The following is a 14045-nucleotide window of genomic DNA, read 5'->3' on the forward strand; positions in this document are numbered from 1 at the left end:
ACAATGACAACAGAAATCTAGATAAATACTTCTGGGGTAAAGTTGCCGTGAAGACCGTAGGGTACATGATGCTTAAGATGTAGCCGCGCTACAGGGCCTTTATTAAAATCACTAGCATCTAAAATAAATACATCCGAACGATGATGAGCCGCATCATACACTAAAGCCAGTATCCAACCATCATCTTCCTTTTCTGCACCCGGACGAGGTACAAAAATAGGTTCACCCATAAAACCGCGTGGTGCTGCACTCCAAAGCTGTCTTTCCCCAGACTCTAAATCTATTTTCAGTAATGCTTGTAATGGTGCATTACCTGTAGCTGCATGAGCCGCACCTATATATAAGTATCGGTAAGAATGCCCCACATTAGCAGGGTGGATGGTAGGAAACTCGCAACAACGAGCCTCAATTAACTTACGTTCTACCGTCCCATCCTTGAGGTTAAGGTAAAAGCGCCAAAGTTGTCCAGGTGCGATCGCTTCAAAATCAACTTGACGAAAATCGCTTTCCGGCTTTACTTCTGGTAAAGAGTCGTAGCAAATCGAGTCTACAAAAATTTCCTCTCCCACTGCAAAAGCATTAATGTGATGGAAGATAAAACCCGATCGCACTTTTAATATTTTGACCTGTTCTTGTCCAGCTTGAGGAAAGCGAGGAATAACAATAATTTTTGTTGGCTGATTTTTCTGTACTTGAATACACTCACCAGCACCACGTAACCCTAAAGCAAAAGGTATGGGGTTAAAATTAACAGGGTTTTGAAATAGAATGCAGTAATTAGGCGTGATGGCAAAATCGTGGATAAAACAAAACCCTGGCACATGGTGAGCGTGTTTTCTCACAACCTCACCCGCCGGATTTAACTCAAAAATGGTGATTTTAGTGGATAATCCTGGCTTAATTGAAAAATTAACTAAGCAAGGTGCGCCATTATCTTGTTCACAACTAGGGTCAAATCGGGGATGAGCGCCAAAAGCTTCACCTGCTGATAAAACGCCATTAAAATATTCTCTACCCAAGGTTGCCAAAGTTTTAGGGTCAAGACGGTAAGGTTCGGAAGCCTCCCACAATGCCAAAAGTTTATTACCCCAATAAATGACATTTGTGTTAGCAATATTTTTCAATTTGAAATCAAAAATATTTGCTAACCAACCACCTGGTTTTTGAGTACCAAAAACTCCACGATGCAGAATTTTACCAGCGTTTTTTTCTGCTAAATATCCTTCTGTATGTACAAAACGGTTGCGATAATGAGCGCGACCATTCACAAAGGTGATGCGGCTAATCATACCATCGCCATCAAATGGATGATGAATACTTTGCCCGTTTATATCAAGTAATCCTGGCCCATTTCTAAATAATGTACCTTGCAATTCTGAAGGAATTTCTCCTTCTAAATCATCAATCCAATAATCAAATTCTTGCGTTAGAGATTGATATCCCCCTTGCCAGTCTTCACGAGTATATGACTTTTGTGAAGTGTCTTTTTCTTGAGTTTTGAAACTTTGCATATCTAAAAATGAGAGTATGAGATGAAAAAGCTTTCTCTCTGTGGAGAAGAATGAAGAATTTTTATTCAAACACAGAGGCTCAGAGACACAGAGTATATTATTCGGGTACTAAATTAGATACTTGGCTATTAGCAGAATCTGGCACTAATACCGAAGTTTCAGCTTCTGCTTCATCAGATGGCAACCAGTTGAGAAACGGCAATGGTAATAGTGTGCTGAGGTTAGTAATTAATACCAAAAGCCAAAGTGAATCAAAGTTAGTTTCTGTAATTCCCAGCCAGTGCATGATGATAGCGCCTACTTCGTAAGAAACCATGCCTGCTAAGTTGAAGACTGACATTAATAAGGCGAATAATGTAGCTTCTACACCAGGAGGGCAAAGCCTAGCTGATAATACCAACACTGGCATGTAGGCAATTTGTCCCATGACGGTGAGAACAAGGCTATCACCCAAACTAAACCAACGGTCATCTATCCCTAAAGCTCTGTTTGTGTGTGTTACCAACAGCAGCATTGTCATTCCCAGAACTGTGGAGATAACTGTACTCCAACCAAAAATTAGTCGAAAAGAAACGCTTTTTAAGAAACGTTGAAAAATCCAAACACCAATTAAAGAAGCAAGACTTGTCACTAAACGTACTCGCCCTAAAAATTCTGGTTCAAAATGGAGTTCGTTTGTGCTGAAGAAGAAAAAGGCTGAGTCAGCAGTAGGTGTGGCTTGCCAAATAAAAATAAATGCTGTTGGTAGCCAAATACTTTTTTGTGCGAATGCTTGGCGCAGTTGTTGTAATTGATGCTTGACACTGAGGAGATTGGTGTTGCTGTCATCTTTATTAACGGGAGACTCAGCAATCAACCAAGCTACTCCTGAGATAATGAGAGGGAATGAGGCGGTAATCCAAAATACTGTTCGGGTGGTGAAATGTTCAAGCAGCAACCCGCTAAAATACGCTGTGATCAAGCCACCAAAGGCAGAAGCACCCCAACATAATGCTTGTAGTGATCCAACATTTGCCTGAGATTCTGCTCTGGCGCGTTCCACAACTAGCGAGTCAACTATCACATCACTCACTGCGACGGACAGAGAACCAAGAGCGATCGCTAAAGCTGCCGCCCAGCTAGTATGAACTATTGTGGCCAAACTCACCCAAGATATCGCCCCCAGTATTCCTGATAGCACTAGGTAAGGTCGGCGACGATAGCCAAATATCGGTAAGCCATCTGAGATAAAGCCAAATAATGGTTTTATCATCCAAGGTAAGGCAACAACTCCTAATAATGCTGATACCTGTACAGGACTTAGCAATAATTCATCCTTAAGAAAAAAGCTGACGGCTAGCCGGGCTAACCCCAAAATTCCCTGGACAAAATAGACGCTAAGGATGGCAATTAATTCGGTAGTGGGTTCATTACCGAAAAAGATTTGCTTTGTTACTGAGTCTTTGACCTTGGACAAGCCAGAGGAGTCAATCAGCATTTGATGAATATTCTTTAAGTTTTATCTACTTTTCTATCATATCCATTTCTGAAAATATGGCATTGAGCTTATACCAATTCAAAATTCAAAATACCCTTCGGGAACGCCAAAGGCGAACAAAATTCAAAATTAAGAAAACTAGACGTAGCATAGGTTTAAGCGTTTGCATCTGTATTATATTTTTTGTGAATTGGTATTAAAAGAGAAATCAGCTAAATATTGTGGTAAATTCTCCTCTCTAACTACTCTTGCCCAAAGCAATAACAGCATTTTGCCCACCAAAGCCAAAGCTGAAACACAAAACCCGTTGAATTTGGCTATGCTGGGCTGTATTTACTATATTCAAATCAAATTCTGTTTTCTGTAACCCGACGCAAGGAGGTATTATTTTTTGCTCTAAAGCTAGAAGCGAAAAAGCTACCCCTAAAGCACCTGATGCGCCTAAAGTATGACCTGTACTGCCTTTAGTAGAGCTAATTGCTACTTTTGCAGGAAATAATTTTTGAATGACTTGGCTTTCTATTTGGTCATTTAACTGGGTAGCTGTACCGTGAGCGTGAATGTAATCAATGTCAACATATTTTAACTGACTACGTTTTAAACATTGCTGAATAGCTGCGATCGCACTCTTACCTTCAGGCTCTAATTGGTTACTATGATAAGCATCATTTGTCAACCCAAATCCCAAAATTTCGCCATAAATCTTTGCCTGACGCTGCTTTGCTAACTCTTTTGCTTCCAATACAAACACAGCCCCGCCTTCACCTAATACCAAACCTTCCCGATTCACATCAAAAGGGTAGGCTCCTGTTTTCGCCAATGCCCCCATTTGTTGAAACCCTGACAAAGTTAAAGGCGTAATTGGTGCTTCCGTAGCGCCAGCGATCGCTCGTTGATATTGCCCCGTTTGGATGAGAATTGCTGCTTGGGCGATCGCCCAAATTCCTGTAGCACAAGCTGCCATTGGTGAAATAATTGCCCCTGTTGCCCCAACTTGTCGTGCCGTAGCGATCGCATTCATGTGGGGTAGAGTATCTAACCAATCTGCTAATTTTTCTTCCTTGGCAGTTTCACCAGCATAAATTTCTCGTGCTAGTCTTTCCCATACTCCTTGATAACTGCGACTAGAACCTACAACTACTGCACAATCATTTAAAGGTGGTACTAAAAGAGCATCTTTGAGGGCTGCATCTACAACCACCTTAGTCAAACTCTGTAAATTACTCGGCTTTTCACCAATTAAGCCTAGAGGTAGAGGTGCTAACTCTGGAAATGGCTGATGCCACTTGATTCCAGACTTACCAGCAATTAAACTTTGCCAACTCTCCTCTAGGCTTGTACCCAAGGCTGAAACTAGCCCAATACCAGTTATGACAACTTCAATCATGTGCAATTTGGATTAGAGATGAGAAAACAAAGAAAAGGCAATTATTCCCTTTATTCCCAATTCCTGTAACCAATCCCTAATCTCATGCTTATTGCGCAGCTTTTAAATTTTCAGCACCTTGAGTAACCTTAGCCGAGTCGATGCGATCGCCTTGCTGAATTTTGTTCACTACGTCAAAGCCTTGAGTAACTTGACCAAATACAGCATAGTTACCGTCGAGGAAGCCTAAATCAGCTAAAGCAAAGTAAAACTGAGAAGAAGCAGAGTCTGGTTGTTGCGATCGCGCCATTGCTACCGCCCCTTGTTTATGTTGTAACTCAGGTGGTTTTGTTATACCAGCAGACTCGAATGTTTTGCTATAAATTGGGGTTGCTTCGCCTTTGGGTTTAATTTCCAAAGGAATACGGCGTTCAGTGTTGGTTTTTGGATCAACATAACCACCAGTTCCCCAAACTTGAGGAGAACTTTTAGGGTCTTTACTTTGAGGATCGCCGCCTTGGACTACGAAAGGTTGAGGCTGACGAACCACGCGATGAAAGACTGTACCGTCGTATACACCCTTTTGGACTAAATCAACGAAATTGCCAGCTGTGATTGGGGCATTTGTACCGTCTACTTCGACAGTAATAGGCGACCCTTTAACAGTAATTACCACAGTAGCTTTGCCTTCGAGGCGTGGTAAAGAGTTTGTCATTCCCGGAGTACTCTCACTAGTGGTTTCAGAAACAGATGTTGCTTCAGTAGTAGTCGAAGTGGTTGTTGCCACTGCTGTAGATGTTGGAGAAGCATTAGAACCCACCTCCTGAGCATTACAGCCTGCCAACATCAGGGAACCGATAAGCAAAAACGCAACCAAGAATTGTGAAAATTTTAACCGCATTGTCAATTACTGACTCAACCAGAGTATATTAGCCTCTTTTGGGGAGTGCTGTTAGCGGTAGCTGGGCGTTCAGCCCGTGCTGAAAGAGATGGGGGAGTGGGGGAAGTAGGGGGAGATGGGGAAGACTTTACTTGGTATCTCTCTCATCTTCCTCATCCCCCTCACCCCTCATCTTTCCTAAAGCCCTTCCAAAGGTACTCCCAAGAACCGCGCTAACTGTGCGCCTTGAGTTTCTAGGTCTGACAAAGGTAACGGTTGACCGACTCTAGTTAAAGGTATATCTCGGCGACCTTTCATTCGTAAGTAAAGGGCGCGGCGAGGGTTTAAACCTTCTTTAATATCTATCCTTACAGACTGTATATCTTGTATACGACTGTTAATTTCAATCTGGCGGTTTTTTCCAGGAAATCCCCAACGAAAAATTTTGATATAACCCGTTTCACGATTGAAATCGTTATAACCGCCGCCTACATCCCAAAGGATAACTAGCCACAGATACAAGGCTAAAAGCAAGCCAGCCGTGCCATATAATCCCATTACCAACCCTTGGGGTACAAATACCAGTTGAGTTGGATCGGTAACTATGAGTAAATTAACTTTTAGGTAACTAGATATACCCGCCAACAAAAAGCCAGTTGCCCCTAGTGTGACAATACTTGCCCACCAGTAGTTACTGAACCGACGAGAACCGAGAACTTTTTGATGGAGGATGCTAGAAGCTGAACTATCACCATTAGGTGAATCGCCTTTGTTAACTGTTGTTGATGCCGTCATGGAAATATCTTGGCTCGTGAGTTCTTCCCTTTTAGAGTCTGCCATTTGAACAGGATGTCTTGCAAGCTGGTCATTGGTTATTAGTCATTAGTCCATAGTCAACAGTCCCTAGTCAAAAAGCAGGAGGCAAGAGTTAACAATTCTATCCTCCTATCTCCTCCATCTCCTCACTCCCAATTTCAAGATTTCTGAGAAAAGTTGTGTCAAATTGTAAAATTTCTGATATTGATAGTAAATAATTAGGTTCATAAGAAATACTTGATTCACTTGTGTGAATTAAGCAAAACCTCACCGAATGTGATAAGTTAAGAAGCATTAAGATACCACAAGCTAGGTTACTAGATGATGGTACGTGTAAGGGCATAACCCTGAGAAATGCTGACTGTAATAGTTAGTAAGCTCTCAGGAACTCAGCAGTAAAAAAGCTACTGAGAATGTCAAAAAAAACGTTATTTCCTCGCGGTAGTAGCTCAAAGTCGGAAAAACCAACCAAAGCACTGCTTAACGACGTTGCAATTTTAGTAAAAGAGGATTTAGTTAAATGACCATCGCAGTAGGACGCGCCCCCAGTAGAGGGTGGTTTGACGTACTAGACGACTGGTTAAAGCGCGATCGCTTCGTATTCGTAGGTTGGTCAGGAATATTATTATTCCCCTGCGCCTTCCTCGCATTAGGCGGTTGGCTAACCGGCACAACCTTCGTCACCTCCTGGTACACCCACGGATTAGCATCCTCCTACCTAGAAGGAGCAAACTTCCTAACAGTGGCAGTATCCAGCCCCGCAGACAGCATGGGACATTCCCTGTTGTTGTTGTGGGGGCCAGAAGCCCAAGGTGACTTCACCCGTTGGTGTCAGCTAGGTGGTTTATGGACATTCGTAGCATTACACGGAGCCTTTGGCTTAATTGGCTTCATGCTACGTCAGTTTGAAATTGCGCGTCTAGTAGGTATCAGACCCTACAACGCCCTAGCATTCTCAGCACCCATCGCGGTATTCGTCAGCGTATTTTTGATGTACCCCTTGGGACAATCAAGCTGGTTCTTCGCACCCTCATTTGGTGTTGCTGCCATCTTCCGTTTCTTACTATTCCTCCAAGGCTTCCACAACTGGACACTCAACCCCTTCCACATGATGGGCGTAGCGGGTGTACTCGGTGGAGCGCTACTCTGTGCCATCCACGGTGCAACAGTAGAAAACACCCTATTTGAAGACGGCGAAGGGGCAAACACCTTCCGCGCCTTCAACCCCACCCAATCAGAAGAAACCTACTCAATGGTGACAGCTAACCGATTCTGGTCACAGATTTTCGGGATCGCTTTCTCCAACAAACGTTGGTTACACTTCTTCATGTTGTTCGTACCTGTAACAGGGTTATGGATGAGTGCTGTAGGTATTGTCGGTTTGGCATTGAACCTCCGGGCTTATGACTTCGTATCCCAAGAGTTACGTGCGGCAGAAGACCCAGAATTTGAAACCTTCTATACCAAGAACATTTTGCTGAACGAGGGTATCCGCGCTTGGATGGCTCCTCAAGACCAGCCTCACGAAAAATTTGTATTCCCCGAAGAGGTACTACCACGTGGTAACGCTCTCTAATACCTTAAGCGGCGGACGCGACCAAGAATCTTCCGGTTTTGCTTGGTGGTCTGGTAATGCTCGCTTAATTAACTTATCCGGTAAACTGCTGGGCGCTCACGTTGCTCACGCTGGCTTGATTGTATTCTGGGCTGGGGCTATGACCCTGTTTGAAGTGGCTCACTTCATTCCAGAAAAACCAATGTACGAGCAAGGTCTAATTCTCCTACCTCACCTCGCTACCCTTGGTTGGGGTGTAGGTGCTGGTGGTGAAGTTATCGACACCTTCCCCTACTTCGTAGTTGGCGTACTTCACTTAATCTCATCTGCTGTACTTGGCTTTGGTGGTATTTACCACGCCGTTCGCGGCCCAGAAACCTTAGAAGAATATTCTTCCTTCTTTGGTTATGACTGGAAAGACAAGAACAAAATGACCAACATCATCGGCTTCCACCTAATCATCCTGGGATGCGGTGCGTTGCTGTTGGTATTGAAAGCAATGTTCTTTGGTGGTGTCTATGACACCTGGGCTCCTGGTGGTGGTGATGTACGTGTAATTACCAACCCCACTTTGAACCCTGCTGTTATCTTCGGTTACTTGCTCAAAGCTCCCTTCGGTGGCGAAGGTTGGATTGTTAGCGTCAATAACATGGAAGATGTTATCGGCGGTCACATTTGGGTTGCTTTACTTTGTATCTCTGGCGGTATCTGGCACATCCTCACCAAGCCTTTCGGTTGGGCGCGTCGTGCGTTCATCTGGTCTGGTGAAGCTTACCTCTCCTACAGCTTAGGCGCTTTGTCCTTGATGGGCTTTATCGCTTCTTGTATGGTTTGGTACAACAACACCGTTTACCCCAGTGAATTTTTCGGTCCCACTGGCCCTGAAGCTTCTCAAGCTCAAGCTTTAACCTTCTTAATTCGTGACCAACGCTTAGGTGCTAACGTTGGTTCTGCTCAAGGCCCCACAGGTCTTGGTAAATACTTGATGCGCTCTCCTTCTGGTGAAATCATCTTCGGTGGTGAAACCATGCGCTTCTGGGACTTCCAAGGCCCTTGGTTAGAGCCTCTACGTGGTCCTAACGGTCTTGACCTAGATAAAATCAAGAACGATATTCAGCCTTGGCAAGCTCGTCGTGCTGCTGAATATATGACTCACGCTCCTCTGGGTTCTTTGAACTCTGTAGGTGGTGTGGCTACCGAAATTAACTCCTTTAACTACGTGTCTCCTCGTGCGTGGTTGGCTACTTCTCACTTTGTGTTAGGCTTCTTCTTCTTAATTGGTCACTTGTGGCACGCTGGACGCGCTCGCGCTGCGGCTGGTGGTTTCGAGAAGGGTATCGACCGTGAGACTGAACCAGTATTGTTCATGAATGATCTTGACTAAGTTTCAAGTTTTCTTTCATCACTGACAATCAAACGCTTTTTAGGCTCTTGTGTAACAGCAAGAGCCTTTTTTTATTTGTAATAAACTTGAGTTCGACTTCTACACAAACTGAACCTCTGAAGGCAGGTTCAGACTTTGCTTGATTTAACTCATACCAAATTAAAAAAGAATACGACAGATATATGGGTAAGGACGTACAGATGTACATACCTACAGACAATGAATGTGTTGCAAAGATTTTTTAAATCGATATTAATTCGATTTAGTTTCCATTTGCTCTAATAACCGAGCAATTTTTTTGGCTGTTTCTGGTTGACGCTGTTTTTGCAATAATTCTTGAGCTTGTTGCAAGTTAGTTTTAGCTTCTGCTTGTTTATCTTGCTCCATGAGAATAGTTGCTAATCGTAAATAACCTTGAGGGTTTTTGGGATTGCGGCTTATTACTTCTTGAAATAAATCAGTTGCTTCTGCAACTCTACCCTGTTCCCTTAAAGTATCCCCTAAAAATAAACGGACTACATCATTGGTAGAGTTGATAGCTATAACTCGTCGAAAAGCTGCTTCTGCACCTTGATAATCTTTTTGCTGATAAAGATTAATACCTTTTTGAAAGAAGTTAGATGTAATTAATGTTTTTACAGCAAAGTAAATTAGGAGGGTGATACTAATTAAGACTGCTGTAGTCGCCAGAATATCTGTTAATTGGAAATTGTTGAGCATGGTTTCAAGCTAAAAGACAAGCAATAGGAAACATTAAGTATTCTAAGAAAAATAGTTTCCAGATGAATTGATAGAATTGAGCGATCGCAGTTTTATCATGTGTGTCTACAGCTAAACTCTGCATCCACATCCAACATAGAACTATGAGATGAGAAATTACTAGGAATACCGAGTTAATCGCCCCTAAACGTAGCACCCCAATTATCACCATACCTAAATAACAAGCTGTTAGCACCCACAACGCTAAATTAAATACAGCTTGTGGGCCTAGTTGAATGGTGAAAGTGGTGATATTGTAGAGGCGATCGCCTTCCATATCAGGGATATCTTTAAAGATGGCGATCGCAAATGTAAATACCAATACAAATATAGTTAACACCCAAACAGATAAAGGAATTGACTGTTTGTTTTGCAGTAACCAACTAAAGTGTAAATACAACCCCAAATTAACAATAGTTCCTCTGACTGAAAAAATACACAAAGCAGCCCAGAAAGGAAACTGTTTTAATCTAATTGGTGGTAAAGAATAGGCTGTACCAATTGCCAAGCTAATAGCTACCATACCAAACAAATATGGCCCATTTAACCAAGCAAGTGATAAGGCAATAATTCCGGTAAAGATAACAATTATTTGCCCCTGTTTGCGGCTAAATTCACCTGAAGCTAAAGGCAAATGTGGCTTATTAATTTTATCAATTTCTATGTCCTCTAATTGATTTAACCCCACAATATAAACATTGCCACACAGACAAGCAAGCCACGCGCCTAAAACAGAATTTATCTGAGTAATGGCGAACCCTGTCGAACTAACAGCAACAGAAATTAAATACAAACCCAAAACACTAAGACTCGTGCCGATAATAGTGTGTGGACGAGAAAATTTCCAAAAGGCATAAAGCCATTGAAAAGATGCTGGTGATGGTTTGCGTTGCAACTGACTTTTTTGAGAACTTTGGCTCATGAGTAACTTATAAAATTCAAAATTCAAAACTTGTACTGAGCTTGTCGAAGTATTAAAATTAAGAGAGCGATATTTAGTCTAGATTCTCAATTTTGGCTTTCACAGAAATGAGAGAGGTAACGAGTATAATCGTACCTCTACCGTCTACTTACTTGTTTCCGCACAATAAACCGAACCTAATTAACCCACGCTCATAACCGCGACGCATCAAACCTAGCGATAGCGCTCCTTGGATAGTAGTCCAACCGGCACGTAATAACCCGATGATTGCTTGAGGAGTAAAAGCAGAATCAATAACTACATTCCAAAATGGGGCAACTGCCTGCGACCAGTCAGCAGTACGGATATTATTTAATGGTAGTTGCCGAGCTATGGCTTCATACTCAGGTAAGGAAATTACATAAGGCAAGCAATACACTTGGTAAATATCTTGCAGATGCTTTTGTTCATCTGCTGTTAGAGGCTTTTCATCTATAGGGCGATGACACCATGTCACCATAATTAACGTACCACCAGGTTTGAGGACTCGATAACATTCCTGCATAAACCCGGTTTTATCTGGCATATGTTCGCCGCTTTCCAGCGACCAAACCAAGTCAAAAGAATTATCCTCAAAAGGCATTGCTTGGGCATTGGCGACTAGGAATTTACTTCTAGTACCTAGACCAGCTTCCTTAGCTCTTTCCGTGGCTCTAGCAGCTTGTACTGGACTCAAAGTAATTCCTGTAGCTTGAGCATGAAACTTTTCGGCTAAATACAGAGAACTACCCCCAATACCGCAGCCAACATCTAGTATATTTTCTGCCTCTTTCACTCCTGCCCAATTGAGCAATTCTTCGATCAAATCAATCTGTGCTTGACGACGGTTTTTTTGTTCAGTTCCTTCTGCACCGTAATATCCGTGGTGCATATGTTCGCCCCAAATCTCCTCCCACAACCCTGAAGAAGCGTCGTAAAATTTCTTAATTCTTTGGTAAAGGTTTACACTCATGAGAAAAGCGTGTTAAGACAAACTTAGACTAAAAAATATATTCGTAGGCTACCATGTGTGTTTTTAATTAGATAAGAAAGTTTTAGCTTTTCTAGGGGAAGATTAACATTATGGCTCCATTTGGTAACAGTTTATAGTTAAGTCCCTATGAGCCAGAGGATTTGATGATTTTGACTGTCAAGTAGGGAATTTTGAATTACTTATGACTGTTTCGCGCACAATTTGTCTGGGCTTTCTAGCTGTCATAGCAGTGGGGACTGTTTTATTAATGATGCCTTTCTCCACAAGCAGTGGTACATGGAATGACTTAATTGTGGCTTTGTTTACCTCAACATCAGCCGTTTGTGTAACTGGATTATCTGTAGTTGATCCTGGTACTTATTTTTCCTTTTGGGGACAGCTTTTTATTGCCCTGTTAGCTCAAATTGGTGGGTTAGGTTATATGACAACCACCACATTTCTAATTTTATTGATTGGTCGTAGATTTGACTTACGTCAAAAAATAGCTATTCAGCAAGCTTTAGACCGCCCTGGAATGAGTGGTAGCGCCCAAGTTATCCGCTCAATTATTGCCACCACGTTAATTTTTGAAATTACTGGTGTATTTTTGCTATTGCCTGCATTTGTTCCTCAATATGGATGGAGCGAGGGATTATGGTTGGCAATTTTTCATAGTATTAATGCTTGGAATAATGCAGGCTTTAGCTTGTTTAAAGATAATTTGATAAGCTATCAATCTTCCTTTTTAGTTGTCTTTACAATTACAGGACTAATTATCTTTGGGGGAATTGGTTATCAAGTAATTTTAGAAGCTTATATTTGGTTGCGCGATCGCATTCGCCACAAAAAGGAAACTTTAATATTATCACTAGATTTTAAAGTAGCTACTAGTACAACAATAATACTATTAATACTTGGTACAATAACATTTTTTCTGATTGAAATTAGAAATCCTCAAACTTTTGGTTCATTAGGTTTAGTAGATCAGTTTTTAGTAGCTTGGTTTCAATCGGTAACTCCCCGAACTGCTGGTTTTAACACCATCGATATTGGCAAAATGACAACGGCTGGTTTATTTATCACAATTGCCCTCATGTTTATTGGTGCTAGTCCTGGCGGTACGGGAGGAGGCATGAAAACTACTACGCTAAGAGTTTTAACTAGCTGTACTAAAACGATTCTTCAAGGTAAAGAAGAAGTTTTATTGTATGAGCGTAAGATAGCAATTTCTCTTATATTAAAAGCTGTCGGTGTTTTAGTTGGTTCGATAACAACCGTCATTTTAGCTACAATTTTAATATCTCTCACAGACCCAAAACTGGATTTTATCCAAATTCTCTTTGAAGTTGTTTCCGCCTTCGCTACTGTAGGTCTTTCCACAGGCATTACAGCTAGTGTTTCTCCTGCTGCAAAACTAGTTTTAATTATCACCATGTATATAGGCAGAGTCGGAGTTTTATTACTCATGTCTGCTATATTAGGCGACCCGCGACCAACAAGAATCCACTATCCTGAAGAAAACTTACTTGTAGGCTAGTTTTGAGATGAGAGATAAGGAGAATAACTTTGGATCAATGACCAATGACTACTGATAAAATTTGAATTTAATGTAGTTTAAGAGCCTTTACTTTCAATACAAGTATTAATAATAAGGATTATTGACTGTGAATTTGTCATCGTTAGGGTTTTTTCGCAGTTTGCGCAAAGATAATAATCAATTTGCTGTCATTGGCTTGGGTCGTTTTGGTCGTTCTGTTTGTTCAACACTGCATAAATTAGGCTACCAAGTGTTAGCAACAGATATAGATGAAAGACGAGTATCCGCAGCTTTAACAGAAGAAATAGTTGGTCATGCGTTACAACTAGATTCAACTGAACCAGCAGCCCTTAAGGAAGCTGGTATGTTTGAATTTGATACAGTAATTGTGGCAATTGGTAACTATGTTCAAGAAAGCATAATTACTACTTTAAATGTCAAAGAAGCTGGTGTACCTCATGTAGTTGCTAAAGCTTCTAGTGAAGTTCACTACAAGCTATTAAAGCGAGTAGGTGCAGACCATGTAGTTTTTCCTGAATATGAAGCGGGTTGTGCGTTAGCACGTACACTGACAAAACCATCTATTCTTGATAGATTTGACCTCGACCCCGATAACAGTATCGTAGAATTAATCGTGCCAGATGAATTTCACGGCAAAACAATTGCAGAGTTACAACTACGCAACCGTTACGGTTTGAATTTATTAGCTGTAAGTCAGGATGGCAAGTTTCAAATTAACCCTAGCCCTGGTAAACGTTTAGAACGTGGTTCAGCAATGGTAGTTATAGGCTGTAATAAAGATATTAATCGTCTGCCTATTTAAAAAAATTAAGACGGGCATTTTGCC

Annotated in this window: 12 protein-coding genes; 4 read left to right on the top strand and 8 right to left on the bottom strand. The window is 41.6% G+C overall.

Annotation, left to right across the window (positions count from 1 at the left end):
- Nucleotides 1–17: 17 nt before the first annotated feature.
- The 5 genes from NSMS1_RS06885 to NSMS1_RS06905 all read right to left on the bottom strand — a co-directional run bounded on the left by NSMS1_RS06885 (nt 18) and on the right by NSMS1_RS06905 (nt 6029).
- Nucleotides 18–1511, bottom strand: coding sequence for a carotenoid oxygenase family protein (locus NSMS1_RS06885; protein WP_224092114.1), 1494 nt, complete (start codon nt 1509–1511; stop codon nt 18–20).
- Between the two features lie 97 nt (nt 1512–1608).
- Nucleotides 1609–2988, bottom strand: a complete 1380-nt coding sequence (locus tag NSMS1_RS06890; protein ID WP_224092115.1) for a folate/biopterin family MFS transporter — start codon at nt 2986–2988, stop codon at nt 1609–1611.
- 238 nt (nt 2989–3226) lie between these two features.
- Nucleotides 3227–4375, bottom strand: a complete 1149-nt coding sequence (locus tag NSMS1_RS06895) for a beta-ketoacyl-ACP synthase (protein ID WP_224092116.1) — start codon at nt 4373–4375, stop codon at nt 3227–3229.
- 88 nt (nt 4376–4463) lie between these two features.
- A complete protein-coding gene (locus NSMS1_RS06900) occupies nt 4464–5255 on the bottom strand; it encodes a peptidylprolyl isomerase (protein WP_224092117.1) in 792 nt (263 codons plus the stop codon).
- 177 nt (nt 5256–5432) lie between these two features.
- Nucleotides 5433–6029 carry a photosystem I assembly protein Ycf4 gene (locus NSMS1_RS06905; RefSeq protein WP_224095148.1) on the bottom strand — a complete coding sequence of 199 codons (597 nt, stop codon included), beginning with the start codon at nt 6027–6029 and terminating at the stop codon, nt 5433–5435.
- A 541-nt stretch (nt 6030–6570) separates the two neighbouring features.
- Between NSMS1_RS06905 and psbD the strand changes: the two genes are divergently transcribed.
- Both psbD and psbC read left to right on the top strand, forming a co-directional pair.
- Nucleotides 6571–7626: a photosystem II D2 protein (photosystem q(a) protein) gene (psbD, locus tag NSMS1_RS06910; RefSeq protein ID WP_067765766.1), complete on the top strand. Its 1056-nt coding sequence runs from the start codon at nt 6571–6573 to the stop codon at nt 7624–7626.
- The gene (gene psbC, locus NSMS1_RS06915; RefSeq protein ID WP_067765769.1) at nt 7610–8989 is read left to right on the top strand and encodes a photosystem II reaction center protein CP43; all 1380 of its coding nucleotides are present in this window, start codon (nt 7610–7612) and stop codon (nt 8987–8989) included. The genes psbD and psbC overlap by 17 nt, the downstream gene beginning before the upstream one ends.
- Before the next feature lie 252 nt (nt 8990–9241).
- Here the strand turns inward: psbC and NSMS1_RS06920 are convergent, their stop codons facing one another.
- The 3 genes from NSMS1_RS06920 to NSMS1_RS06930 form a co-directional block, all read right to left on the bottom strand.
- Nucleotides 9242–9709: a tetratricopeptide repeat protein gene (locus NSMS1_RS06920; RefSeq protein ID WP_224092118.1), complete on the bottom strand. Its 468-nt coding sequence runs from the start codon at nt 9707–9709 to the stop codon at nt 9242–9244.
- A 4-nt stretch (nt 9710–9713) separates the two neighbouring features.
- Nucleotides 9714–10670 carry a homogentisate phytyltransferase gene (locus NSMS1_RS06925; RefSeq protein WP_224092119.1) on the bottom strand — a complete coding sequence of 319 codons (957 nt, stop codon included), beginning with the start codon at nt 10668–10670 and terminating at the stop codon, nt 9714–9716.
- 148 nt (nt 10671–10818) lie between these two features.
- Nucleotides 10819–11661, bottom strand: a complete 843-nt coding sequence (locus NSMS1_RS06930; RefSeq protein WP_224092120.1) for a methyltransferase domain-containing protein — start codon at nt 11659–11661, stop codon at nt 10819–10821.
- Nucleotides 11662–11863: 202 nt separating this feature from the next.
- Between NSMS1_RS06930 and NSMS1_RS06935 the strand changes: the two genes are divergently transcribed.
- Together NSMS1_RS06935 and NSMS1_RS06940 are read left to right on the top strand one after the other, a co-directional pair.
- Nucleotides 11864–13198: a TrkH family potassium uptake protein gene (locus tag NSMS1_RS06935; RefSeq protein ID WP_224092121.1), complete on the top strand. Its 1335-nt coding sequence runs from the start codon at nt 11864–11866 to the stop codon at nt 13196–13198.
- Between the two features lie 127 nt (nt 13199–13325).
- Nucleotides 13326–14021, top strand: a complete 696-nt coding sequence (locus tag NSMS1_RS06940; RefSeq protein WP_224092122.1) for a potassium channel family protein — start codon at nt 13326–13328, stop codon at nt 14019–14021.
- The last annotated feature ends 24 nt before the right edge of the window (nt 14022–14045 follow it).

Origin of the sequence: Nostoc sp. MS1 (assembly GCF_019976755.1) — a bacterium.
In the GTDB taxonomy this organism is placed as follows: domain Bacteria; phylum Cyanobacteriota; class Cyanobacteriia; order Cyanobacteriales; family Nostocaceae; genus Trichormus.